Raw genomic sequence first — 25,127 nt, 5'->3', positions numbered from 1 at the left:
TGGGCTGACGGGCCGGACCTTACACCGCTCGCGTGACGGTGCAAGGCGAGCAGCGTCATTTTTCGCCGCCGACATCGCCTCTTGCCGCAGCCCGCTTCTGGCGCAGGTAGTCGCGGGTCGCGTGGGCGAGTTCACGCAGGTTGAGAAAGATCGGCCAGGTGGTCGCCGGCTCCACAGGCTCCATGGAAACGCCGACCTTGGCAATGTGACCAAGTTCGTCGATGTCGCGGACGATGAGCACGATGGTGCCGAGGCGGACGCGGTCGGCATAATCGGCGCGACCGCCGAGACGCTGGGTGATCATCTCGGCAACCGTCTTGCCGCGTTCACTGTCCGTGATCGACAGAGGCCCATAGGCCTCGTCTAGGTCGCGCACATGGGTGGAGGGCGAAATGGCAAAGGTGCCAAAGAATTCGCCATCGTCCTCTGCGACGGGTGCCTCGGTTGCAAACAGGCGGTCGAGGAGTTTCGAATAGGTCGGGGCGATGAAGAGATAGACCTGATCATTCTCGCGCAGTCGTCCGGCATATTGATAGCGCATCGACTTGCCGTCCCGAATGACGAGCGACGGCATGGCCCAGCGCGGTATACGCTCGCCTCCCAACACGGGGCTGCCAGCGACCACACGATAGGCCAGCAGTTCATGATTGGCCGTCCCCGGCAGGTCGAGTTCGACCTTGTCGATCGCGCCGATGCGCGGCGGAATGATCAGGCCGAGGCGTTTGGCAAGCGGCTTGATGGTCCAGCCCTGAAGCACGAGCGAGATCATGACGACGATGAAGGCCGTGTTGAAGAAGGTCTGGCCGTTTTCCATCGCTCCGACGACGGGCACGATGCCGAGCAGGATCGAGACGGCGCCGCGCAAGCCCACCCATGCGATGAAGCCGGTTTCGCGCTGGGTGAAGTCGAAGGGCAAGAGGCAGAGCCAGACGGCGATCGGTCGGGCGATGAAGACCAGGAAAAGAGCGAGCAGAACTGCCGGCAGCAGGATTTCCGGAAACTGCGACGGGGTCGCCAGCAGTCCGAGGACCAAGAACATGATGATCTGGGCAAGCCAGGTCATGCCGTCCTGGAAGCGCTTGATCGAGACCGTTGAAGGCAATTTCCGAGAGCCTGCGTAGATGCCAGCCACATAGACGGCGAGGAAACCGCTACCGCCGATCAGGCCGGTGAAGGCGAAAATCATCAGCGCCATCGCCAACATGAAAATCGGCGCGAGCCCCTGCTCGATCTGCAGCTTGCGCAAGATGAAGGCGATCGAAGCGCCACCGAGGAGGCCAAGGATCAGGCCTATGCCCATCTGTTCGATGAAGAGCCTGAGCAATTCTAGCGACAGGCCATCGGAGCCGCTGCCGGTCGTAATCAGTTCGACGAGCGCGATGGTGAGGAAGATTGCCATCGGGTCGTTGGTGCCGGATTCGACTTCCAGAGAGGAACGAACCCTGTCGCGGATGTTGATGCCGCCAATACGGAGGAGGAAGAACACGGCTGCGGCGTCGGTCGAGCCCAGGATCGCGCCGAGCAACATGCCTTCGAGATAGGTGAGGCCGAACAGAAAATGCGCGGCGACCCCGACGAGAATGGTGGTCAGCAGCACGCCGAGTGTCGCCAGAGTGAGGGCGGGGCCGGCCGAAAGCCGGAAGGACTGGAGCGAGGTGCCAAAACCGGAATCGAAAAGGACGACCGCCAGAGCAAGCGAGCCGATGACATAGGCAAGCGGAAAGTTGGAGAACTCGATGCCGAGACCATCGATGCCGGCACCAAGGCCGATCGTCAGGAAGAGCAGAAGGAGGGGAGCGCCGAAGCGGAAGGCAATGAGGCTTGAGAAAGCGGCCAGGAACACCAGGGCTGTCGCAACCAGCGTGACCGCATAGAACTCACTCAATCCTCTTCCCCTCTAACCCTGTTGCCAATCCCCGAGATCCAGCTCTGCGACAGGCATGGCGGCTGACAGACCAATTGCGTCTGGGCGAGCGACATGCCTGCAGGCTGACAATTTCATGAAACTCAGATTTGCCGGACGGCTCGGGAAAAATGGAATGGGATCATGATGATATTAGGGCGGATTTAAATATTTAAATCCGCCTTAGCGAAGTTTTATCGGGGTTCTGACAGGAGCCCCTTGATCAACGCATAGCTTGCACCAAGCAAGACGATCGCGAAGGGCAGGCCGGTCGAGACCGCCATGGCCTGGAGCGCGACCAGCCCCCCGCCGAGAAGCAGGGCCACAGCCACCAGACCTTCAAAGCTCGCCCAGAAGACGCGCTGCGGGACCGGTGCATTGACCTTGCCGCCGGCCGAGATCGTGTCGATGACCAGCGAACCGGAGTCGGACGAGGTCACGAAGAAAACGATCACAAGCACGATGCCGACAAACGAGGTGACCGCTGTGATCGGCAAGTGGGCAAGCATCTCGAAAAGCTGCAGTTCAAGAGCTGCATCTTGGACGCTGGTCAGGCCGTCGTTGACGAACTGGCTGATCGCCGTGCCGCCAAGCGCCGTCATCCAGAGGATGGAGACGAGCGAGGGAATGAGCAGCACTGCGGTCAGGAGGCCGCGAACCGTGCGACCACGGCTGACACGGGCGATAAACATGCCGACAAACGGCGACCAGCTGATCCACCAGGCCCAGTAGAAGGCCGTCCAGCCCTGCGAGAAGTTGGTGTCTTCACGACCGAAGGGATTGGCCAGGGCCGGCAGATAGGTCGCATAGGCCTTCAGGTTCAGGAAGAAGCCCTGGATGATCTGCATGGTTGGGCCAACAGCGATGACGAAGAGCAGCAGCAGAGCCGCAAGACCGAGGTTGACCTCCGACAGCAGTTTCACGCCCTTGTCCATGCCGGCAACCACCGACGCGATGGCAATGCAGGTGATGGCCAGCACCAGGAGGATCATCGTGGTTTCGGTCGAGGGAATGCCGAAGAGGAACTCCAGGCCTGCACTTGCCTGCTGTGCACCGATACCGAGCGAGGTGGACAGACCGAAGATGGTGGCGAAGACCGCGAGAATGTCGATCACATGGCCCGGCCAGCCCCAGACGCGCTCGCCGAAGATCGGGTAGAAGATCGAACGCAAGGTAAGCGGCAAGCCCTTGTTGAAGGAGAAGAGTGCGAGCGAAAGCGCGACGATCGCGTAGATCGCCCAGGGATGGAGGCCCCAGTGGAAGATCGTCGCTGCCATGGCAAGCCGGCGTGCAGCTTCAGGATCGCCAACGGCGCCATTCAGCGGTGCCCAGTCCGTGCGAACACCGTCTTCGAAGACCGGTCCACCAAGTGCAGCCGTGAAATGCCCCATGGGCTCGGAGACGCCGTAGAACATCAGGCCAATGCCCATGCCGGCGGCAAAGAGCATCGAGAACCAGGCGAGATTGCCGTAATCAGGTGTTGCTTGCGGTCCGCCAAGACGGATGCGCCCGAGCGGTGAGAGGATGAGGCCGATGCAGACGAGCACGAAGACATTGCCGGTCAGCAGGAAGAACCAGTCGAGATTGCTCGTCAGGAAGTTTCTGAGCCCCGTGAATGCGGGTTCGAGCGTGGTCTGGAAGGCCAGCGTCAGGAAGGTAAAGAGTACGATTGACAGGGCCGAGATGCTGAAGACGACATTGTGGATGTCGAGCTCGAAGACGAAACGGCGGCGGAAGTTGATGTTGTCCTGACCGATCTCATAATCAGTGTCGATGATTTCGGTCCGCCCTTCGGGCGCCGGTATCGCATCTTCGGCGACGGCTGTTTGGGGATCGGTCGTTGTGAGAGCCAATGGTCCGGTATCCTTTCGATGTCATCAGGGGCTGAGCAGCCCTGGAAGAAGGCGCAGGTTCTGGCGCCGGAATGTGGTGAAGCGACCACAAGGGTGGCCGCATTTGCGCCACAATTCGTAGGGGCAACAGACGAGGCGGCTTATTGTTCCCGTGGGGAACGATTTTTTTCTGCCTGTGGTTGGCTGCCCGAAATAAAAAAAAGGCGGGCCATCGCTGGCCCGCCTTCATGCGAGATCAGTTGAGTGAGATCAGATGAGCTTGGCCAGTGCCACTGCCGTATCCGACATGCGGTTGGAGAAGCCCCACTCGTTGTCGTACCAGGTCAGGATGCGCACGAAGTTGCCTTCGAGAACCTTGGTCTGGTCGAGCGCGAAGATCGACGAGTGGCTGTCGTGGTTGAAGTCGCGGGAAACCAGCGGCTCGTCGGTGTAGCCGAGGATGCCCTTCAGCGCGCCGTTCGAGGCGGCAATGATGGCGTCGTTGATTTCCTGAGCCGTTGTGTTCTTCTTGGCGACGAACTTGAAGTCGACGACCGAGACGTTCGGGGTCGGCACGCGGATCGAGGTGCCGTCGAGACGGCCCTTGAGGTGCGGCAGGACCAGGCCAACGGCCTTGGCAGCACCGGTCGAGGTCGGGATCATGGAGAGCGCTGCCGCGCGAGCGCGGTAGAGATCCTTGTGCATCGTGTCGAGCGTCGGCTGGTCACCCGTGTAGGAGTGGATCGTGGTCATGAAGCCGTGGTCGATGCCGACGGCGTCATCCAGCGTCTTGACGACCGGAACGAGGCAGTTCGTCGTGCAGGATGCGTTGGAGATGACCAGGTGGTCCTTGGTCAGCTGGTCGTGGTTGACGCCAAAGACGACCGTCAGGTCGGCGCCATCGGCCGGTGCCGAGACGATAACGCGCTTGGCGCCAGCCTGGAGGTGGAGGGCAGCCTTGTCACGCGAGGTGAAGATGCCCGTGCATTCCATGGCGATGTCGACGCCGAGTTCCTTGTGCGGAAGGGTTGCCGGATCCTTGATCGCGGTGACCTTGATCGGCTTGCCGCCGTCGATGATGATCGTGTCGCCATCGACCTTTACCGTGGCTGGGAACTTACCGTGGATCGAGTCGTAACGCAGCAGATGCGCGTTCGTCTCGACCGGGCCGAGATCGTTGATGGCGACGACTTCGATGTCGGTGCGGCCGGATTCGACGATGGCGCGGAGAACGTTACGTCCGATACGGCCGAAGCCGTTGATGGCAACTTTCACAGTCATTGGTGCACTCCCGATTGAATATTGAGCTCTTGGGCAATGTCAGGGCGCCTTGGGGGACGCCCTGGCGGGATTGTGTCAGGCAAGCTTCTCTTCAGCCGCGGCGACAACTGCGTCAGCCGTGATTCCGAAGTGCTTGTAGAGTTCCTTGGCCGGGCCGGAGGCGCCGAAGGACTTCATGCCGATGAAGGTGCCGGTGGAACCGATGATGGTGTCCCAGCCCTGGCGGATGCCGGCTTCGACGGCGATGTTGACCTGCGCATGGCCGATGATCGCTTCCTGGTAGTCGGCGTCCTGCTCGAAGAAGAGCTCGAAGCAGGGAACGGAGACGACGCGAGCCGGAATGCCCTTGGCTTCCAACTGCTGCTGGGCCTTGATCGCGATCTCGACTTCCGAACCGGAGGCGAAGATCGAGACCTTCGCGTCGCTGGCCGAAATCAGCTCGTAAGCACCCTGAGCACAAAGATTGCGCTCCTCATACTCGGTGCGGGCCGGGATCAGGTTCTGACGCGTCAGGGCGATGCCGGATGGACGATCCTTGGTTTCGAGCGCTACCTGCCAGCATTCCACCGTTTCCGTGGCATCAGCCGGGCGGAACATCAGAAGGTTCGGGATAGCGCGGAGCGCTGCCATGTGCTCGACCGGCTGGTGGGTCGGGCCGTCTTCGCCAAGACCGATAGAGTCATGGGTCAGCACGTGGATGACGCGGATGCCCATGAGGGCAGCGAGGCGGATCGACGGGCGGCAATAGTCCGAGAAGATCAGGAAGCCGCCGGAATAGGGGATCAGACCGCCATGCAGGGCGATGCCGTTCATGGCAGCGGCCATGCCGTGCTCGCGGATGCCGTAGTGGATGTAACGGCCCGAGAAGTCGGTCGGCGTGATCGACTTGGTCTGGCTGGTCTTAGTGTTGTTCGAGCCGGTCAGGTCGGCAGAGCCGCCGAGCGTTTCGGTGACGACACCGTTGATGACTTCAAGCGCATCTTCCGAAGCCTTGCGGGTTGCAACCGTCGGCTTGGTTTCAGCGAGCTTCTTCTTGTAGGCGTCGACGGCGCCGGCGAGCGTGCCGGGCAGTTCGCCAGCGAAGCGGCGGTTGAATTCGGCGCGCTTCTCGGCGTCGGCGGCAGCCAGGCGGGCTTCCCAGTCCTTGCGGGTCTTGGTCGAGCGCAGGCCAGCCAGACGCCAGGCGTCGAGCACGTCGGCGGGGATCGAGAAGGCTTCGTCTTCCCAGCCAAGCGCCTTGCGGGTCGCGGCAATCTCATCGGCGCCGAGCGGCGAGCCGTGGACCTTGTGCGTGCCGGCCTTGTTCGGAGCGCCGAAGCCGATGACGGTCTTGGCGGCGATCATGGTCGGCTTGTCGGAGGCCTTGGCGGTTTCGATGGCAGCGGCGATCGCTTCCGGATCATGGCCGTCGATCGCGATGGTGTTCCAGCCGGCCGAGCGGAAGCGGGCGTGCTGGTCGGTCGAGTCGGCCAGCGAAATCGCGCCGTCGATCGAGATGCCGTTGTCGTCCCAGAAGACGATCAGCTTGTTGAGCTTCAGGTGGCCAGCCAGCGTGATCGCTTCCTGGCTGATGCCTTCCATCAGGCAGCCGTCGCCTGCGAGCACGTAGGTGTAATGGTCCTGCAGCTCCGAGCCGAACTCGTCTGCGAGCTTCTTTTCGGCGAGTGCCATGCCAACGGCCGTGGCGATGCCCTGACCGAGCGGACCGGTTGTGGTCTCGATGCCCGAGGCGTGGCCGTATTCCGGGTGGCCGGCGGTCTTGGCGCCGAGCTGACGGAAGGACTTGATGTCCTCGATCGTCATGTCCTCATAGCCGGTCAAATAGAGGAGCGAGTAGATCAGCATCGAGCCATGGCCGGCCGACAGCACGAAACGATCGCGGTCAGGCCAGAGCGGGTTCTTCGGGTCGAAGCTCAGGTAGCGGGTGAAAAGAACGGTCGCGACATCGGCGCAGCCCATGGGCATGCCCGGATGGCCGGAATTGGCCTTTTCCACTGCATCCATGGCGAGGAAACGGATCGCATTGGCCATCCGTTGATGTTTTTCGGGAGAAATCATGGCTTTTCCGCTTGTTCCGGGGCTTCGAGACACGGCTCGCCGAGACGGGCCGTCTGAACGGGGGTGATCCTTAGCAGGTGCATCGCGCAAGTCAACAAATGGGCCGGGTTGCGGCGTTCTCGCGATCAAGAAAACATCTCTTTGCCTCTTTCCTGTGCGACGGCGCCGGATGACTTACGGAGCGGCAAGAACGAGACAGTCTTCCACAGAATTGGCTTCTTCCGGAGGTGTGCGCTTTATTGACGCGTGCCAAGGGCGGGGCTTACTGTCCCGGCTCACATGATCGGGGCGGCCATGACGATTCGTGTAGCGAACAGACTTCACTGAGGCAGGGGCAAGAGAATGCCGGCGGAAAATTCGGTGGATGCCGCGCTCGCGGCGCTGCGGCAGGCTGTCGCCGGGCTCGAGAACGCCGTCGACATGCGTTTCGAAGCGGAGCGCGAGAGTACGGAGATCGATGGTGAGGTGCGGCGCGTTCATGCCGATCGTGCTCGCCTTGCTCAGGAACTTGACCAGTCGGAATTCCGGGCCAACCGGCTCGAAGAGGTCAACCGCGAGGTCTCGCGTCGGCTGGTGACGGCGATGGAAACGATCCGGGCGGTGCTCGATCGGTAAAATTCGGGCCACGGGGCGCTTGTTTGCTTACGGTGCGGGAGCACCACGCGTAGAAGAGAGTTGGAACGCCGATGGCGCAGGTCACAGTCACGATCGACGGAAAAGCCTATCGCATGGCGTGCGAGGAGGGGCAGGAAGCCCATCTGACGGAGCTTGCGAGCGAATTCGATCGTTATGTCGGCCATCTCAAGGGACAATTCGGTGAAATCGGCGATCTCCGGATCACCGTCATGGCCGGGATCATGGTCATGGACGAGATGGCGGAGATCAATCGGCGGCTTGCGGCGGCCGAGGCGGAGCTGGCTGGTTTCCGGGAGGGGCGCGATACGGTCCTGTCAGGCGTGCATAACCGCGAGGAGGCCGTGGCACATGCGATATCAGACCTTGCGGATCGCCTGAATGGCATCACCCGCAAACTCACCCAGCGGCCCGCGCCCCAGCCTCAGGCTTGAGGACTATTTTTCCAGCCCACTGGCGCGGTGCCCGCGAAGCGCCTATATCTGAAATGCGATCTGCGCCTCACGACAGGAACCACAATCCCTGGGGCCATACTCGATCCAAAGGGAGCTGTCCCTGACCAGGCCCGTGGGCTTGGACATATGGCGCCCACCTACGTTTGTAGGCACCCAGGATCGTAAATCTCCATCGGTTGCCGTGGATCGCACCTTCCTCTTCTGATCAGACATGATGCAAGACAAAAGCCGCCGCGATCGCTCGCGACGGCTTTTGTCTTTGATCGGTTCCTGGGATCAGAATTCTTCCCAGTTGTCCTGCGAGGTGGCGGTTGCGGTGCTGCCGCCACCGAAGGCTTTGGCAAGGTTGCCGACCATGCGGCGAGCCGGGGAGGCTACGGGGCGCGTCTCGGCTTGAGCGGCGGCCGGGCGTGCTGCCGGACGGGCCGTCGGTGCCGGTGCAGCATAGCTCGGCGTCGGAGCGCGGTTCGGGGAAGCTGCTCCGCCGGTGACACGGAACTGCGCGACGAGCCCACCCAGACTGCGGGCGCTGTCGGCGAGGCGGTGGGTCACGGCGGTCGCTTCTTCAACCATGGCGGCGTTCTTCTGGGTGAACTGGTCCATGTGGTTGACCGAGCCATTGATCTCGTTCAGCGCGGTGGACTGCTCACGGGCAGCTGAGGCGATCGAGGTGATGTGGTCGTTAATGACGGCCACCTGGTTGGAGATCTCGGTGAGCGCGCTGCCGGTCTGCTGAACCAGCGACACACCGCCGGCGACGGCTTCACCCGACTTGTTGATCAGCGCCTTGATGTCCTTGGCAGCATTCGCGGAACGCTGGGCGAGTTCACGGACTTCCTGGGCGACGACGGCAAAGCCCTTGCCGGCTTCACCGGCGCGCGCTGCCTCGACGCCGGCATTGAGCGCCAGCAGGTTGGTCTGGAAGGCGATTTCGTCGATGACGTTGATGATCTTCGAGATCTCGCTCGACGCCTGCTCGATGCGGCTCATGGCCTCGATCGCGTTGGACACGACCTTGCTCGAGGTCTCCGTGCTCTGGCGAGCCTTGGTCGCCATGGTGGCGGCTTCATCTGCCTTGGCCGACGAGCCTCGCACGGTCGATGTGATCTCCTCAAGGGCGGCGGAGGTCTCTTCGAGAGAAGCGGCCTGCTGTTCGGTGCGCTTCGACAGGTCGTCGGTCGCAGAGCGCATCTCGGCCGAGCTCGCCTCGATGCCCGCGGTTTCATTGCGGATCTCGGCGAGCGTGCTGCTGAGCTTCTCGACGGAGGCGTTAAAGTCGACGCGCAGACGGTCGAGGTTTCCGGTGAAGGCGCGATCGATGCGCACGGTCAGGTCGCCGTCGCTCAGACGGTTCAGACCGTCGGCGAGAGCATCGACGGCTTCCTGTACGAGACGGGCATCCTCTGCCTTGGCGACTTCGCGCTCGGCGCGTTCCTGCTCGCCCTGGGCGGCGGCATCGGCAGCACGGCGTTCGATCTCGATCTTCTGGATCGCGCTTTCGCGGAAGACGTTGATCGCACGGGCAAGTGCGCCAATCTCGTTGCGCAGATGCTGATCCGGCACGTCGGTTTCGAGCTGGCCGGAGGCGAGGCGGTCAGCAACAGCCGTCAGGCGCGGCAGGGAGCCGACGATGCGACGGACGAGTAGGGCGATCAGCGTTGCGGCGATCAGAAGCACGATCAGCGCGGTGGTGCCGATCGCATAGGTCATCTCGGTTGCGATGCTGTTGATGTCCGCCTTGCGGACGCCGGCATAGAGAATGCCGAGCACATCACCGGTCGGCGAGAAGATCGGCTGGTAGATCGTGTAGTATGGCGTCTCCAGGATGACAGCTTCGCCGCGATAGACCTCGCCCTTGACGGAATAGGGATAGACAGCGCCGGTCTGGCCGAGTGCGGTGCCGACGGCGCGGTTGCCATCCGGCTTGATGATGTTGGTGGTGCGGCGCCAGAAGTCCTTGCTTTCGGCATCCCAGGCAAAGATCGTCGCCGTCTGGCCGGTCATGCGGCCGATGACGTCGATCATGCCGTGCTCGGTGAACTCAGTCGGAATGGATTCCATCACGATGCGGCTGACGTTGCCGTCCTGAGCCCAGGTGATCTGGGTGCCGGGCAAATCCCGTTCGATAATCGTGGCCGCCGTGCGAAGGCTTGCATCCTGGCCGGCGATCGCCTGCTGCTGGATGCGGGTTTCGATGCTGCCGGAGATGACCCAGGCCACGGCTCCGAGCGCCGCGATCAGGATGAGGACCGTCGTGGCGGTGATTGTCTTCGTGATGCCGAAGCGCGAAAAGAACTGCATTATAAAAGGGCCTTTGGACGTTGACTTGGACGTTAGTCTAAGCGCTTTGAGTTAATCCTTGGTTTTACAGAGGTTTTCGGAATCGAGTTGACGAAGGGCAAAAACACGATTTCTCGTTAGTCGGCCTCCCCAAATCTGGCGTGGCTGGAAAGAAAGGGCCTTGAAATGGTGGAAAAGCGGGAATTGAAGGCCGAGATCCGGAAGGCGCGGCTGGCGGTGCGGGACGCGATCCCGGCGGAGACGAGACTGGAGCACAGTCTTGCCATGACGGAGCTTGCGGGAGACGATCTTTCGCTGGAGCCCGGGCTCGTCGTCTCCGGCTTCTTCCCGATCCGCTCCGAGGCGGATATTCGCCCTCTGATGGCACGGCTCAAGGCCCGGGGCGCGCGGCTCTGCCTGCCTGTCGTTCTGGACAAGCAGACGATCGTCTTTCGCGAACTCGCAGCCGGCGCGGAGCTCGTCGATACCGGTTTTGGCACCCGGGGGCCAGGCCCTGAAGCTGCGGTTCTCGACCCCGATCTGCTTCTGGTGCCTCTGTCGGCCTTCGATGCTGCCGGCAACCGGATCGGCTATGGTGCCGGTCATTACGACCGCGCGATCGCCCGTCTCAGGGAAAAAGGCCGGCATCCGAGGCTGATCGGCATTGCATTCGACTGTCAGGAGGTGGCAGAAGTGCCCTACGAGGCCCATGACGTCCGGCTGGAAGCCGTGCTGACCGAGAGCGGCCTTAGAAGATTCATGGAGTGATTGGACGAAAATGCGACTTCTGTTCCTCGGAGACATGGTGGGCAAGACCGGACGTACGGCTGTATGGGAGCGGTTGCCGGGCCTGATCTCCGATCTGAAGCTCGATTTCGTCATCGTCAACGGCGAGAATGCCGCCGGCGGCTTTGGCATCACCGAGGATATCTATCTCGAGACGATCAATGCCGGTGCCGATGTGGTGACAACCGGCAACCATGTCTGGGACCAGAAGGAAGCGGTGTCGTTCTGCACCCGGCACGACCAGTTCCTGCGCCCGGCCAATTATCCGGCCGGCACGCCCGGCAAGGGTTCCGGTCTTTTCTACGCCCGCAACGGTGCGCGCGTGCTCGTCGCCAACATCATGGGCCGCGTCTTCATGCATCCTGAGCTGGACGATCCCTTCAAGTCTGCAGAGAGCATTCTTGCGGCCGCCCCGCTGAAGGAGCAGGCGGACGTCATCGTCTTCGATTTCCATGCCGAAGCGACCAGCGAGAAGCAGTGCTTCGGACATTTCGTCGATGGCCGTGCAAGCTTCGTTGTCGGCACCCACACCCATGTGCCGACCGCCGACCACCAGATCCTGAACGGTGGCACGGCCTATATGTCGGATGCCGGCATGTGTGGTGATTACGACTCCTCGCTCGGCATGGAGAAGGAAGAGCCGCTCAACCGCTTCATCTCGAAGATGCCCAAGGGCCGCTTCGAGGCGGCAAGCGGGCCGGCGACGATCTGCGGCGTCGGCGTCGAGATCTCCGACAGCACAGGGCTTGCCGAAAAGATCGCCCCCTTGCGGCTCGGCCCGCGGCTCGCCGAGACGATCCCGCCCTTCTGGGCCTAACGGCCCGGCGATAACGCCATTGTGAGGCCTGGAGACGGGGAGGCAGCTTTACGCTTTCCCGGTGCTCCCGCATTCTTGGCTTTCAAGCTAGACGGTGCAGGGAGCGGCATGATGCTGAGACTGGTGTTGTCCACGATGGTGCTCTCGGTTCTGGCCGGTGGTGCCTTGGCGCAAGAGGCACAGCGACCGCAGGTCAGCCAGTGCCAGCTGATCGCCGAGAAGATTCCCAAGGTTCAGTACGCCAACTTCACGCCTGCAGTCTCCGGTGCCCCGGTCTTGACGCTCGCGCAGGTGCAGGAAGATGTGGTTATCAGCTTTGTCGGCCATTCCACCTTCCAGATCGACACGCCGGCCGGCATTTCAATCGCAACAGATTTCAATGGCTGGCTCCGCACGTCGCGTACACCCGATGTCGTGACGATGAACAAGGCGCATTCGAGCCACTATACCCTCAATCCCGATCCCGCCATCGGTGCAGTCCTGCACGGCTGGAACGAGGCCCAGCCTGGAGAGCCGATCGAGCACCGGCTGGTCGTGGGGGATGCCTATGTCAGAAACGTGCCAACGGATATCAGGAGTTGGGGCGGAACCATGGAGCCGAATGGCAACTCGATCTTCATCATCGAGGTCGCAGGCCTGTGCATCGGCCATCTCGGCCATCTGCATCATGAATTGACCGACACCCATTACGGTGAGATCGGCCGACTGGATATCGTCATGGTGCCGGTGGATGGTGGATTGACGCTCGGGGCAGACAGCATGAGCCGGATCGTGAAGCGTCTGCGCTCCGCACTGATCCTGCCCATGCATCGTCGCGGTCCACCGATCGAAACTTTCCTGTCAATGTTCGACGACAGTTTCGATACGCAGATCTCGGAGAATCGCGGCTTCACGGTGTCGATGCGGACATTGCCGAAAAAGCCGCTGATCCTCGTCTTGCAGGGGGTCTAGTACCCCCGCTGCGGTTCAGGCGAAGCGGACTTCGCGGTGTACGCCGACGTCAGGCATCTTCTCGTCGCTCATGTTCGCCTTGGCGATTTCCCAGCCGAACTTGAGCGAGCTGTTGGTGGAGGCCCAGATCTCGCCATCGTCCAGCTTGAGTTCCAGAAGCGTCAGCTTCGGATCGGACTTTCCGCCTTCGTACCAGGCTGCGACGACGGAATTCCAATATTCGTCGATCTTGGCCGGATCCTTGTTCTCCACCAGCGTGCCTGCGAGGCAGGCATGATAGTCGTGATCCTTGCCGACGACGCAGAAGTGAGCGCGGCTGCCGGGACGCAGGGCCTGCACAAGATGGCTGTCGGTCTTGGAGAAGAACCAGATGCTGTTGCGCTTGCGATCCGCATTCGGGGCCATCGGCTGCATGTGCATATTGCCGCCCATAAGGCCGAGCATACCGGCATGGATGCTGTCGATTTCATCCCAAAGCTGTTCGACGGGATTTTCGCGGGCTTCGCTAAAACTTGCCATGTTCTGTCTCCTTGTCGTGTGTGCTCAGAGCAACGAGTTCGGCAGGCACTTGTTCCGGCTTTTTGAACCGATGTCGCGGCCTTGAAACAGCTGGCTTTCGCCCTTATAAGGCGGCCATTCCCACAAACAGACCTGATCAGGGGTGCCATGGCTGGCCATTCACAGTTCAAAAACATCATGCACCGCAAGGGCAAGCAGGACGGTATCCGTTCGAAGATGTTCTCCAAGCTCGCGCGCGAAATCACCGTTGCCGCAAAGACCGGTCTGCCCGACCCTGCGATGAATGCCGCACTTCGTCTCGCCGTGCAGAACGCCAAGGCGCAATCGATGCCGAAGGACAACATCGAACGCGCGATCAAGAAGGCGTCCGGTGCCGATGCCGAGAGCTACGACGCGATCCGTTATGAAGGCTACGGTCCTGGCGGCGTTGCCGTCATCGTCGAGACGCTGACCGACAATCGCAACCGCACGGCCTCCGTTGTCCGCTCGACCTTCTCCAAGGCTGGCGGTGCACTCGGCGAAACAGGGTCGGTGTCCTTCTCCTTCGACCATGTCGGCGAGATCACCTACAAGGCCTCTGTCGGCGATGCCGACAAGGTTATGGAAGCGGCGATCGAAGCCGGTGCCGAAGACGTGGTGTCGGATGAAGACGGTCACACCATCTACTGCGCCTTCGAAGACATGAACGAAGTGTCCAAGGCGCTCGAAGCCGTGCTCGGTGGTGCGGAATCGGTCAAGGCAATCTGGAAGCCGCAGAACACGATCGAGGTCGATGAAGAAAAGGCGACCTCGCTGATGAAGCTCATCGACACACTCGAAGACGATGATGACGTGCAGAACGTCTATTCGAACTTCGAAATCTCCGACGAAGTCATGGCGAAGTTGTCCGCCTGATCGTCTGGACCGATCGAGACATACAAAAGCCCGGCTGCATCGCAGCCGGGCTTTTTGCTACTCAGCGTCCCTGCGTCGGCTCAGGCAGCGTCGCTGCGCACGCTTCCAATAACGTCGACGAGTTCGTTGACGATGCGCTCGACCTGCTCGCGGTCGTCGCCTTCAGCCATGACGCGGATCAGCGGCTCGGTGCCCGAGGGGCGGATGACCAGACGGCCGGACTTGGCGAGCTCGGCTTCCGCGTCAGCGATCGCCTGCTTGACGACGGCGTCTTCCAAGGGCTTGCCGCCGGAGAAGCGGACATTGCGCAGAAGCTGCGGCACGGGTTCGAAACGATGGCAGAGTTCGCTGACCGTCTTGCCGGTGCGCTTGACCGCCGCCAGGATCTGCAGGGCAGCCACAAGGCCGTCGCCGGTCGTGCCGTGATCGGCGAGAACGATGTGGCCGGACTGTTCGCCGCCGACGTTGAAGTCGTGGTTGCGCATGTGCTCGACGACATAGCGGTCGCCGACCTTGGTGCGGGCAAGCGTCAGGCCCTTGTCGCCGAGGAAACGTTCCAGGCCGAGGTTCGACATGACGGTCGCGACGATGCCGCCGCCACGCAGCAGCCCGTCCTGAGCCCAGGTTTCGGCAACGACCGCCATCAGCTGATCGCCGTCGATAACGGTGCCGTTTTCGTCGACGATGATGACGCGGTCCGCGTCGCCATCGAGTGCGATGCCGATGTCGGCGCGGGTCTCGTGGACCTTCTTCTGCAATGCGTCCGGATGGGTCGAGCCGCATTCCAGGTTAATGTTCGTGCCGTTCGGCTCGTCGCCGATGGTGACCACGTCGGCGCCGAGTTCCCAAAGGGCAGCCGGCGCCACCTTGTAGGCCGCGCCGTTGGCACAGTCGATGGCGACACGCAGACCGTGAAGGGTCACGTCGCGGGGCAGGGTGCGCTTGGCGAATTCGACATAGCGGTCATGCACGCCATCGATGCGCTTGGCACGGCCGATGTCGTTGGGGGCTGCAAGCTGGCCGTAGAGATCCTTCTCGAGCAGTTCCTCGATCTGCTGCTCCAGTTCGTCCGACAGCTTGTAGCCGTCGGGGCCGAAGAGCTTGATGCCATTGTCGGCAAAGGGATTGTGCGAGGCGGAGATCATCACGCCGAGGTCGCAGCGCAGCGAGCGCGTCAGCATGGCAACCGCAGGCGTCGGGATCGGGCCGAGAACGAAGGCATCGAGGCCGGCCGCCGTGAAGCCCGCGACCATGGCGTTTTCCAGCATGTAGCCGGAAAGACGCGTGTCCTTGCCGATCACCACCCGGTGGCGGTGCCCGCCGCGGCGGAAGATCGTGCCGGCGGCTATACCGACACGCATGGCGAGATCGGGTGTCATGGGGAAGCGGTTGGAGAGGCCGCGAATACCGTCCGTGCCGAAGTAACGACGTGTCATCAAGTGTTCCTTCAAGTCCATTTCGCTGGCGGTCGCTGCACGTGATCAGCCGGAAGCGATCGTGCAGGGGCCCGCGGTTGGCTGCTCATGCCATAGAACGCGGCGAAGAACACGTAAAATAGCGCTAAAACTCATTACATGGCGTTACCGGAGGCCCTATCGTCCACCGGATTTTGCGGCTTGGCCCGTTCCATACAAAAAAGGCCACCCCGTGAAGGGTGGCCTTTCGCTTGATCTCTATCACGTGCGATCAGTGCGGCTGCGGTTCCAGCCCGCCTTCCGGTTCGCCACCCTTCGGCGCATCCTTGCGACCGGTCGAGGGCACGGCGGAGCCACGGCTCGGTGTGCTGTCGTCACCGCTGTCGCGGGACGGCTTTTCACCGCGGATCAGCGCCTTGATCTCTTCGCCCGAGAGCGTCTCGTATTCGAGCAGGCCTTCAGCGATCGCCACGAATTCATCGTGGTGGTCAGTCAGGATGCGACGGGCCTCGGTATAGGCTTCGTCGATCAGGCGGCGGACTTCCATGTCGATCTTCTGGGCGGTCGATTCCGAGACGTTCTTCGACTGCGAGACCGAATGACCGAGGAAGACTTCCTGCTGGTTCTCACCATAAGCGACCTGACCGAGGACATCCGAGAAGCCCCACTGGGTAACCATGGCGCGGGCAAGTTTGGTGGCCTGCTCGATGTCGGAAGACGCGCCGGAGGTGATGTTCTCCTTGCCGAAGGTCAGTTCTTCAGCCACGCGTCCACCCATCATAATGACGAGACGCGAGACCATCCACTTGTAGCTCATCGAGTAGCGGTCGCCCTCGGGGAGCTGCATGACCATGCCGAGCGCACGACCGCGGGGGATGATGGTTGCCTTGTGCAGCGGATCGGCGACGGGCACCTGCAATGCGGTGATCGCATGGCCAGCTTCGTGATAGGCGGTCAGCTTCTTTTCGGCCTCGGTCATGGCGGAGGAGCGGCGTTCCGCGCCCATCATGATCTTGTCCTTGGCGTCTTCGAACTCCGACATGGTGACGACACGCTTGTTACGTCGGGCGGCCATGAGGGCAGCTTCGTTGACGAGGTTCATCAGGTCGGCACCGGAGAAGCCGGGCGTACCACGCGCGAGAACCTTGAGGTCGACATTCGGGGCCAAAGGCACGTTGCGGGCATGAACCTTCAGAATGCGCTCACGGCCGACGATGTCGGGGTTCGGCACGACAACCTGACGGTCGAAGCGGCCCGGACGCAGAAGGGCGGGGTCGAGAACGTCGGGACGGTTGGTCGCCGCGATCAGGATGATGCCTTCATTGGCTTCGAAGCCGTCCATCTCGACGAGCAGCTGGTTGAGCGTCTGTTCGCGTTCGTCGTTGCCGCCGCCGAGACCGGCGCCACGATGACGGCCGACGGCGTCGATTTCGTCGATGAAGATGATGCAAGGCGCATTCTTCTTCGCCTGTTCGAACATGTCGCGGACGCGGCTTGCGCCGACACCGACGAACATTTCAACGAAGTCCGAACCGGAGATGGTGAAGAATGGCACATTGGCTTCGCCGGCAACGGAGCGGGCGAGCAGCGTCTTACCCGTGCCCGGAGGGCCTACGAGCAGAACGCCGCGCGGGATCTTGCCGCCGAGACGCTGGAACTTCTGCGGGTCGCGCAGGAATTCGACGATCTCTTCCAGATCCTGCTTGGCTTCGTCGACGCCAGCGACGTCATCGAAAGTGACGCGGCCATGTGCTTCCGTCAGAAGCTTGGCCTTCGACTTGCCGAAGCCCATGGCACCACGCGAGCCACCCTGCATCTGGCGCATGAAGAAGAGCCAGACGCCGAGAATCAGCAGCATGGGGAGAAGCGTGCCGATGTAGCTCAGGAAGCCGGAGGAGCCGTCCGTTTCGGGACGGGCGACGATCATGACGTTCTTGGCTTCCAGCTTGGTCAACAGGTTGTCGTCGACCACAGGAGCGTAGGTCTGGAACGCCGTTCCAGACTCGACATACTTGCCGAGAACGCGGTTGCCAGTGACCGTCACTTCACGAACGCGCCCTGCATCCACCTCGCGGAGGAACTGCGAGTAGGGAACCTCGCTCGAGGCCGTCTGCGACGGCGAGGTCTGGAACATGCTGAAGAGCGCGATCAGCAACAATGCGATAATCGCCCAGAGCGCGAAATTGCGAAAATTTGGGTTCATTGAACTCCCCGAACCTGTGGTGCGGGACGAAGCCCCGCAGAATTACTCTCTAACATAGGATCACGCCGCATCCTTGCCAAGGCAAACGGGCCTTCACAGATCGTTTTCCGTCAATAAGTCTTAAATGGGACAGCTGGGGCTCGGTTCCGCGCCAATGAGTGTGGCTATCGCGTCGGCCAATGGCTGGTCGAAACTGGGCATGAAATCCGCGTAGAGCGAGAGCCGTGGTGCGACCGTCACGAGTGGGCCCTGCTGGTGGGAAATGCCATGGATATCAGCGATTTGTGGCGCGTTACCCTGCAATGCAGAACGGATCGAGCCAGGCAAAGCGCGGTCGATCGTGGATGCAGGACCGCCTGTGATCGTGACCTCGTCATCGCTCGAATTCAGGATTGTATAGCGGCCGTCCCAGACACCGATTGCCGCTGGTAAAAGCGACAGCGGCAAAAGACCGCGCCTTTCGCGGACCAGATAGAGCCGATCACGCCGTCGCAGAATGAGCGTACCTGACAGCGTCAGGCGAAAATCAGAGCCTTCGTCGAGGTTGTGGCTCAGCCGCGCGAGACTGTCGGCACTCGGACGATGGGGCTTGCCGCCGAGCACGGCGACCAGCGCGCCGAGGGCGTGATCGCTAACTGCCTTCTCAGTCGAGGCAGGCAGCGACACTGTGACCAACATTCCGGGGCCGGCAGTCGCGTGGCGTCTCAACCAGTCTGCCGCTTGTGCCGAAAGGGAAGTTCTTTGTCTGGCGGCGGCGTCGATCGTGGCGGCATCGACTGTCGGAGCCGCGCGCCGTGTCCGTACGCGCTCGTAGTGGGGATCGTCATTGCTCGGGTCGTCGATCCATGCCCGGCCTGAGGCCTCGAGGCTGCTGCGGATCGCGGCACGGCGCGTGTGAAGAAACGGGCGGAGGATCCAGAGGCGGCCTGCATACAGGGTGGCTGGCGCCATGCCGGAAAGACCGAGGACCGCGTCGGCGGAGCGACCCGCGCGCATGGCCACAGTCTCGATCTGATCGTCCAGAGTATGGCCGGTGACGATTGCGTCGGCGTCGTAGGTGTCTGCTGCATGGGCGAGCAACCGATAACGCGCCTCGCGAGCGGCAGCTGAGAGGCCGGTCGTGGGCTTCTCGCCGGTCCAGCGTTCGATCCGATGCGATATGCCGAGCTCTCCGCACAGTATCGCGATCTGCTCAGCCTCGTCGGCGGCTTCCGGCCTCAGGCCGTGGTCGATGGTTGCGGCGGAAAGAGAGTGGCGGTGAGGATATGTGTGTCCGTCGATCGCGCGCTTCAGCGACAAAAGCAGGCCGAGCGAATCGCTGCCACCGGATACGGCGACGAGCAGGCGCATGGGACGGTTGAGGGAGAGGAGAAAGTCTTGGATCGCGGCTTCAGGCGAGCGTTCGGGCAGTGAAGACCCTGCCGCGAGGACGGCGCTCATCAGCAGCTGAGGCGCTTCTGCTCGCTCGCGACCTTCGATACGACGGCGCGGGAAGCCTTAGGGTAGCGCTTCGAGACTTCGCGCAGCGTGGCGCAGGCCGTCTCGGTATTGTCGAGGGCGGCGAGCGACATGCCGAGCTTCAGCAGCATCTCAGGCGCCTTCGGGGAGGTGTTGTAGGTCTGATGGGCATTCAGGAAGGTTTTGGCCGCCTCGTTGAAATTGCCCTGGGAGTAGAGCGCTTCTCCGAGCCAGAAATGAGCATCGGCGATCTTGGCGCTGCTTGGATAGGCCGCGATGAAATCGCGGAACTCGCTCTCGGCCAGCGAATAGTCGCCGGAGAGCACATGGGCATAGGCAATCTGATAGACGTCGCCCTCGGAATTGAGCGAGGCGGTCTGCTGCGGCGCAGACGGAGGCGTTGTCGAGGGGGCGGTCACGCCGGTATCGACGCCGGGCAGGGCGGTCGAGCTGTTGTTCAGCGCATCCTGGTTGAGCGTGGCCGTGACGGGCATGCCGCTTTCATCGAGCGCGATGGAGCCGAGCGTCTGTTCGCCGGGTGCCGTTCCGGACCCGAGACCGGAAGCGTCGGCGGTTACGCCGACGTCCGGGGTTTCGGTGATGATCTCTGCGACCGAATCCTGCTGGTCGCCGGCGGTGGCAGGACGCGTCAGCGAGCCGCTTCTCTTCTCGAGATCCTGGAAGCGGAACTCATTGTCTTCCTGCTGCTTTCGGAGGGCTTCCTGCATCTGCAGGAGCTGGAAGCTCATTTCCTCGATCCGGCCGTTCAGGGCGCGAATTTCTTCCTCGAGCTGCTGGACACGCAAGGTCGGATCCGTCGCCTGAGCGAACTGGACGTCTGCCTTCGGCATTTGTCCGGTGGCCTTCTGGCCGAGCTGGACATTCGGAAACAGCTGGAATGCGTTAGCAGCGCTGCTCAGTCCGGTAAGCGAGGCCGTCGCAAACAGAGCGGCCATCACAAGTTTGTTCATGTTCCTTTTCCTGTTTTCGCGATGATTTTGCGCCGAACCAGCGCCGACAGGAGTTTTCCCAATTGCCTGCAAAAAGCAACCAAGTTCGGCCAAAGTAAGGAGAAAAGTAAAAGGCGGCCCATGGGCCGCCTTCAAGCTCTGGTGATGACCGGGTGAACCGGATCACATGCCGGCGCCACCGAGAACAGTGACGGCGCGGCGGTTCTGCGACCAGCAGGAGATGTCGTCGCAAACGGCGACCGGACGTTCCTTGCCGTAGGAAATGGTCTTCAGACGCTGAGCCGGAACGCCACGCTGTGCGAGGTAGTCGCGGGTCGCTGCTGCACGGCGAGCACCGAGCGCCAGGTTGTATTCGCGGGTGCCGCGTTCGTCGGCATGACCTTCGATCGTGATCGCGTAGTTCGGGTAACGCTGCAGCCACTGCGCCTGACGGTCGAGCGTCTGGGCGGCATCGGCGCGGATGGCGGTCGAGTCGGTGTCGAAGAAGATGCGGTCGCCGACGTTGACGGTGAAGTCCTGGGCAGAGCCCGGGGTGGCGGCACCAGCGCCACCGGCGCCGAGGCCGAGTTCGCCGGCGCTGTTCGGCAGGTTCTTCTTGTTGGCACAGCCGGCAAGGGCGAGGGCCACGGCAAATGCGACCATGGCCGGATTGGTTGCCATCTTCTGCAGGCGGCTCGTGGCCGGGGAATGAATGCGGCTCATCGCCGGTCTCCTTGAATTCTCTGTTAGGGTTGCCGGAGCATAACCAATCGCGGTTAACCGGCTTCCAACAATTATGGTTAACGAAGCGTCAATTCTCGTCAGAAACAGCGCAATTGCCGGCCCTTTGAGGCAAGAAAGAGGCGCAATTGCGCCTCTTTCCAGTCACTATTCCATCAGTGGCGACCAGGCCGGGTCGGAGGCGAAGGATGGCGTCTTCACCAGTTGCTCGTTGTAGCCCGTGAGGTCGATCGAGTAGAGCTGCGGGCCACCGGCGCCAGCGTTCTGGCGGAAGAACATCAGCACGCGTCCGTTCGGTGCCCAGGTCGGGCCTTCGTTGTGGAAGCCCGTGGTCAGGATGCGCTCGCCGGAGCCGTCAGTCTTCATGACGCCGATGGAGAACCGGCCGCCGGACTGCTTGGTGAAGGCGATCAGATCGCCGCGGGGCGACCAGACCGGGGTCGAGTAGGAACCGTCACCGAATGAAATGCGGCGCTGGCCGGAGCCATCGGCACCCATGACATAGAGCTGCTGGCGGCCGCCGCGGTCACTTTCGAAGACAATCTGGCTGCCGTCGGGCGAATAGGATGGCGACGTGTCGATCGCGGCCGTGTTCGTCAGACGGGTTGTGGTGCGCGAACGCAGGTCCATCGTGTAGATGTTGGCGTTACCGTCCTGCTGCAGGCTCATGATGACCCGCTGGCCATCGGGAGAGAAGCGCGGCGCAAAGGTCATGCCGGGGAAGTTGCCGACCACTTCACGGGCGCCGGTTTCCAGCTGCAGAAGATAGACGCGCGGCTGTTGGCCTTCGAACGACATGTAGGTGATTTCCTGGCGGCTCGGCGAGAAGCGCGGCGTCAGGACGATGTCGTTGCTGTTGGTCAGCATGCGGATATTCTCGCCGTCCTGGTCCATGATGGCCAGCTGACGCTTGCGGTCTGTCTTCGGGCCGCTCTCCGAGACGAAGACGACACGGGTGTCGAAATAGCCCTTTTCGCCGGTAATGCGCTCATAGATCGCATCAGCGATCATATGGGCGACGCGCCGCCAGTTCTTCGGATCGGTGAAGAACTGCTGGCCGGTCATCTGCTGGCCACCGAAGGTGTCCCAGAGGCGGAATTCGGCGCGCAGGCGGCCATCGGGTTCGCGCACGATGCGTCCGACGACCAGAGCCTCGGCCTTCAGGGCTGTCCAGTCGGGAAAGCGCGGTGCCTGATCGGGGTTCTGAATCTTCTCGATGAAGGCCGCACGGTTGACCGGCGCAAAGAGGCCCGAGCGCTTCAGGTCAGCTTCCACGACCGCAGAGATCTGTGCGCCGATGCCATCGGCCGAGATGAAGTCGGTAATGGCGATCGGCAGCGGTTGGACGTTGCCGCGGTTGATGTTGATTTCAACGGCTGCGTTTGCAGGCGCCACAAAGGCAGCTGCCATGCCGGCACAGACCAGCAGAAGTCGGAGGAGGAGAGTTTTCATGCTTACCAAGCCTTTCAGCTCTTACATCAGTTCGCTGGGGTCGAAATTGACGACAACTTCAGACCAAGCGTCGTATTTGTCCGGGGGCAGATTGGTGAAGGGGGCGGACTTGCGCACGGCGCGAACGGCGCCGCTCATGAGGACCTGTTGGGCCGAGGGCGAGCCGCCGGTGGCCGTCGCTTCGGGTTCGCCGATCAGAGCGCCGTTCTGGTCGAGGCGGAAGGTGACGCGGATGCGCACGTCTGCTGCATCCGCCATGCCCGGCGTAATCAGCCAGTTGTCCTGAATGACGCCACGAAGGGCATCGAGTTCGCTCTGGCTGAGCTTCGAGCCGCCGGTGTCGGTGCGGCCGCCCAGTGCTTCCTGATCGGTGGAACGCTTCGCGCCACCGCCGGCGGCATCCGTCTTGTTGAGAAGGGCTGCCACTTCGTCGGCGTTGAAGTCGCTTTCCATCTGCGGCTTGGATTTCGCCGTTTCCTGCGCCTTGGTGTCTTTCTTGGCATCAGGCTTCGGTGCCGGCTTCTTCTCCGCCGGCTTGGCGATCTCGGGCTTCGGGCGGGCAGCCGGGATGGGCGCCTGCTCGGGCAGGGGAATTTCTTCGGCTACCGCCTGTTCGACCGGCTGAGGCTCCGTGGGCTGGGGTTCCGGCTCCGGTGGGGGAGCCGTGTCTTCCTTGACCACTTCCTTCACCTCGTTAACCTTCGGATCAGGCGTCGGCGCCGGCGTCTCGACCTTCTTCGGTGCGGCCGCGACTTCCTGTTCGACCGGCCGCTTGGAGGGGGTCGGTGGGGCTTTAAGATCGACCTCGTTGTCGCCGATATTCTCGGCGGGCTCCGCAATCGGTGGCTTCTTGGTCGGCACGGGCGCGGATTTCTCCGCCATCGGCGCGTCCGTCGAGCCCTTCTGGATCTGGGTGAACTCCTCGATCGGAACGATGTCGACCGGGAGCGATTCCATCGGAGCGAATTCGAGTTTTTCAGGCGAGCCGAGGCTCACCAGCGCCGCCGAGAGCGCCAGAGTGTGCAGAAGCGAGGATGTGAAGAGGCTGCCCTTCATGTCCGTCCGATCAGTTCTGCTGTTCCTGCAGGGTCACAAGACCAATATTGGTAAAGCCTGCGGCTGAAATCCGCGCCATGACCTGCATGACGATGCCGTAGGTGGCGGCGGTGTCGGCGCGCACGAAGATGCGTTCACTGTAGCCGGTGGTGGCGATCGCCTGCAGCTTCGGCACGACTTCCTCGATCGGGATCGCCGTTTCCTGCAGATAGATCTCGCCTTCCGGATTGACCGAGACGGTGATCGGCTGATTTTCGCTGCTCATCGCCTGTGCCTGGGTCTGCGGCAGGTCGATCGGCACGCCAACGGTCATCATCGGGGCTGCGACCATGAAGATGATCAGCAGCACGAGAACGACGTCGACGAAGGGTGTGACGTTGATGTCGCTGACGAGGGCTTTCTTGCCACCGCGGCGACCGCGGCGTCCACCGCCCTTGCTACCCGATCCAACCGACATACCCATGATGCGTCTCCTGCTCCCTGAGCTTTACTGGGCGGCCTGGCGAGGCTGCAGCTTCTCGTCGATCTGACGCGACAGGATGGCCGAGAATTCGTCTGCAAAGCCTTCCATACGCGCACCAAGCTTGCCGGCTTCGCCCGCAAACTTGTTGTAGGCGATGACGGCGGGAATAGCGGCGATCAGACCCATGGCGGTCGCGAGCAGTGCTTCCGCGATACCGGGGGCGACGACCGCGAGGCTTGCATTATTGGAGCCGGCGATGGCCTGGAAGGAGGTCATGATGCCGACAACGGTACCGAAGAGACCGATAAACGGCCCGGCGGAGCCGATGGTGGCGAGCGACGAAAGGCGGGATTCGAGCGCTTCGGATTCGCGTGCCATGGTGACATCCATGGCGCGGTCGATGCGCATCTGCAGGCCGATCGGCGAACGGGCGCCGCGCTCGAAGCTCTTCTTCCATTCGCGCATGGCGGCGACGAAGATAGCGGCAAGGCCGGTATTGCTGCGCTCGGCAAGCGTCCGGTACAGCTCTTCCAGCGACTGGCCGGACCAGAAGACCTGTTCGAACTGGTCGAACTGGCGCCGGGCGCGGGCATAGCTCACATACTTGTCGATGACGATGGCCCAGGTCCAGACGGAGGCAGCCACCAAGCCGATCATGACCAGCTTGACGATCAGGCCTGCCTGCATGAACAGGCCCCAAAGGCTCACATCATGCGCTGCTGCAGCCATTCCAACTTGTTCCATCGCCTTCAATTCCCCGAAATCCAAACGCCCGGTGGGTTGGACCGGGCGGTGACATGAGCTCTGCTGTGGAAAGTTTGCGCGGTCGCAGCCGCCGAAACCCTTTTCCCGCCTTAGCTCCCAGAGTGCTTCTGGTATGAAAATTTGGTCAAAGGAAGGCGTGCGCTGCACAATCTTCCAGCCTCCGAGTAAGACCCGATTAAGGTTAAAAAGGGGTTACCGCAGAGCTCGATCAGGGC

Annotated in this window: 21 protein-coding genes and 1 other RNA gene; 7 read left to right on the top strand and 15 right to left on the bottom strand. The window is 62.0% G+C overall.

Annotated elements, in window-relative coordinates:
• Positions 1-55: 55 nt before the first annotated feature.
• The 4 genes from D4A92_RS00780 to tkt all read right to left on the bottom strand — a co-directional run bounded on the left by D4A92_RS00780 (position 56) and on the right by tkt (position 7,074).
• Positions 56-1,885: a potassium/proton antiporter gene (locus tag D4A92_RS00780; protein WP_203017460.1), complete on the bottom strand. Its 1,830-nt coding sequence runs from the start codon at positions 1,883-1,885 to the stop codon at positions 56-58.
• Positions 1,886-2,097: 212 nt separating this feature from the next.
• On the bottom strand, positions 2,098-3,756 hold the full coding sequence (locus D4A92_RS00775) for a BCCT family transporter (RefSeq protein ID WP_203017459.1): 1,659 nt from the start codon (positions 3,754-3,756) through the stop codon (positions 2,098-2,100).
• 249 nt (positions 3,757-4,005) lie between these two features.
• A complete protein-coding gene (gap, locus tag D4A92_RS00770) occupies positions 4,006-5,016 on the bottom strand; it encodes a type I glyceraldehyde-3-phosphate dehydrogenase (RefSeq protein ID WP_203017458.1) in 1,011 nt (336 codons plus the stop codon).
• Between the two features lie 75 nt (positions 5,017-5,091).
• Positions 5,092-7,074 (bottom strand): transketolase, encoded by a 1,983-nt coding sequence (tkt, locus tag D4A92_RS00765; protein ID WP_203017457.1) that lies wholly within the window; start codon positions 7,072-7,074, stop codon positions 5,092-5,094.
• Positions 7,075-7,416: 342 nt separating this feature from the next.
• Between tkt and D4A92_RS00760 the strand changes: the two genes are divergently transcribed.
• The 3 genes from D4A92_RS00760 to ssrS all read left to right on the top strand — a co-directional run bounded on the left by D4A92_RS00760 (position 7,417) and on the right by ssrS (position 8,354).
• Positions 7,417-7,689, top strand: coding sequence for a DUF4164 domain-containing protein (locus D4A92_RS00760; RefSeq protein ID WP_076394074.1), 273 nt, complete (start codon positions 7,417-7,419; stop codon positions 7,687-7,689).
• 71 nt (positions 7,690-7,760) lie between these two features.
• Positions 7,761-8,141 carry a cell division protein ZapA gene (locus tag D4A92_RS00755; RefSeq protein WP_203017456.1) on the top strand — a complete coding sequence of 127 codons (381 nt, stop codon included), beginning with the start codon at positions 7,761-7,763 and terminating at the stop codon, positions 8,139-8,141.
• Between the two features lie 54 nt (positions 8,142-8,195).
• Positions 8,196-8,354, top strand: a non-coding RNA gene (gene ssrS / locus D4A92_RS00750) — 6S RNA.
• Positions 8,355-8,438: 84 nt separating this feature from the next.
• Here ssrS and D4A92_RS00745 read toward each other — a convergent pair.
• Positions 8,439-10,463, bottom strand: coding sequence for a methyl-accepting chemotaxis protein (locus D4A92_RS00745; RefSeq protein WP_203017454.1), 2,025 nt, complete (start codon positions 10,461-10,463; stop codon positions 8,439-8,441).
• 168 nt (positions 10,464-10,631) lie between these two features.
• On the opposite strand from D4A92_RS00745, the gene D4A92_RS00740 reads away from it, so the two are divergent.
• From D4A92_RS00740 to D4A92_RS00730, 3 genes are all read left to right on the top strand, one after another.
• On the top strand, positions 10,632-11,210 hold the full coding sequence (locus D4A92_RS00740) for a 5-formyltetrahydrofolate cyclo-ligase (protein WP_203019775.1): 579 nt from the start codon (positions 10,632-10,634) through the stop codon (positions 11,208-11,210).
• 10 nt (positions 11,211-11,220) lie between these two features.
• Entirely contained in the window at positions 11,221-12,045 is an 825-nt protein-coding gene (locus D4A92_RS00735) for a TIGR00282 family metallophosphoesterase (protein WP_203017452.1), read from the top strand.
• A 108-nt stretch (positions 12,046-12,153) separates the two neighbouring features.
• The gene (locus tag D4A92_RS00730) at positions 12,154-12,996 is read left to right on the top strand and encodes an MBL fold metallo-hydrolase (protein ID WP_203017450.1); all 843 of its coding nucleotides are present in this window, start codon (positions 12,154-12,156) and stop codon (positions 12,994-12,996) included.
• 15 nt (positions 12,997-13,011) lie between these two features.
• Here D4A92_RS00730 and D4A92_RS00725 read toward each other — a convergent pair whose 3' ends face one another.
• Complete coding sequence (locus tag D4A92_RS00725) at positions 13,012-13,515, bottom strand: pyridoxamine 5'-phosphate oxidase family protein (protein WP_006726837.1); 504 nt, start codon at positions 13,513-13,515, stop codon at positions 13,012-13,014.
• A gap of 147 nt (positions 13,516-13,662) precedes the next feature.
• Between D4A92_RS00725 and D4A92_RS00720 the strand changes: the two genes are divergently transcribed.
• A complete protein-coding gene (locus tag D4A92_RS00720) occupies positions 13,663-14,409 on the top strand; it encodes a YebC/PmpR family DNA-binding transcriptional regulator (RefSeq protein ID WP_203017448.1) in 747 nt (248 codons plus the stop codon).
• 80 nt (positions 14,410-14,489) lie between these two features.
• On the opposite strand, the gene glmM is transcribed toward D4A92_RS00720, so the two are convergent.
• From glmM to tolQ, 9 genes are all read right to left on the bottom strand, one after another.
• Entirely contained in the window at positions 14,490-15,845 is a 1,356-nt protein-coding gene (gene glmM / locus D4A92_RS00715) for a phosphoglucosamine mutase (protein WP_203017447.1), read from the bottom strand.
• 250 nt (positions 15,846-16,095) lie between these two features.
• On the bottom strand, positions 16,096-18,027 hold the full coding sequence (gene ftsH / locus D4A92_RS00710; RefSeq protein WP_006726834.1) for an ATP-dependent zinc metalloprotease FtsH: 1,932 nt from the start codon (positions 18,025-18,027) through the stop codon (positions 16,096-16,098).
• Positions 18,028-18,147: 120 nt separating this feature from the next.
• Entirely contained in the window at positions 18,148-19,467 is a 1,320-nt protein-coding gene (gene tilS, locus D4A92_RS00705) for a tRNA lysidine(34) synthetase TilS (protein WP_203017446.1), read from the bottom strand.
• Complete coding sequence (gene ybgF / locus D4A92_RS00700) at positions 19,467-20,456, bottom strand: tol-pal system protein YbgF (protein ID WP_203017445.1); 990 nt, start codon at positions 20,454-20,456, stop codon at positions 19,467-19,469. Before ybgF ends, tilS begins: the two co-directional genes overlap by 1 nt.
• Positions 20,457-20,618: 162 nt before the next feature.
• A complete protein-coding gene (pal, locus tag D4A92_RS00695; protein WP_006726831.1) occupies positions 20,619-21,158 on the bottom strand; it encodes a peptidoglycan-associated lipoprotein Pal in 540 nt (179 codons plus the stop codon).
• 165 nt (positions 21,159-21,323) lie between these two features.
• The gene (gene tolB, locus D4A92_RS00690) at positions 21,324-22,628 is read right to left on the bottom strand and encodes a Tol-Pal system beta propeller repeat protein TolB (protein WP_203017444.1); all 1,305 of its coding nucleotides are present in this window, start codon (positions 22,626-22,628) and stop codon (positions 21,324-21,326) included.
• Positions 22,629-22,649: 21 nt separating this feature from the next.
• Positions 22,650-23,684: a cell envelope integrity protein TolA gene (locus D4A92_RS00685; protein ID WP_006726829.1), complete on the bottom strand. Its 1,035-nt coding sequence runs from the start codon at positions 23,682-23,684 to the stop codon at positions 22,650-22,652.
• Positions 23,685-23,694: 10 nt separating this feature from the next.
• On the bottom strand, positions 23,695-24,147 hold the full coding sequence (gene tolR / locus D4A92_RS00680; protein ID WP_006726828.1) for a protein TolR: 453 nt from the start codon (positions 24,145-24,147) through the stop codon (positions 23,695-23,697).
• A 24-nt stretch (positions 24,148-24,171) separates the two neighbouring features.
• Positions 24,172-24,891, bottom strand: coding sequence for a protein TolQ (tolQ, locus tag D4A92_RS00675; protein ID WP_203017443.1), 720 nt, complete (start codon positions 24,889-24,891; stop codon positions 24,172-24,174).
• Positions 24,892-25,127 lie beyond the last annotated feature (236 nt).

The sequence above is a fragment of the Rhizobium rosettiformans genome, from assembly GCF_016806065.1.
GTDB lineage: Bacteria > Pseudomonadota > Alphaproteobacteria > Rhizobiales > Rhizobiaceae > Allorhizobium.
The sequence above is the reverse complement of the archived record's forward strand: the minus strand, read 5'-3'. Positions and strand labels throughout refer to the sequence as shown.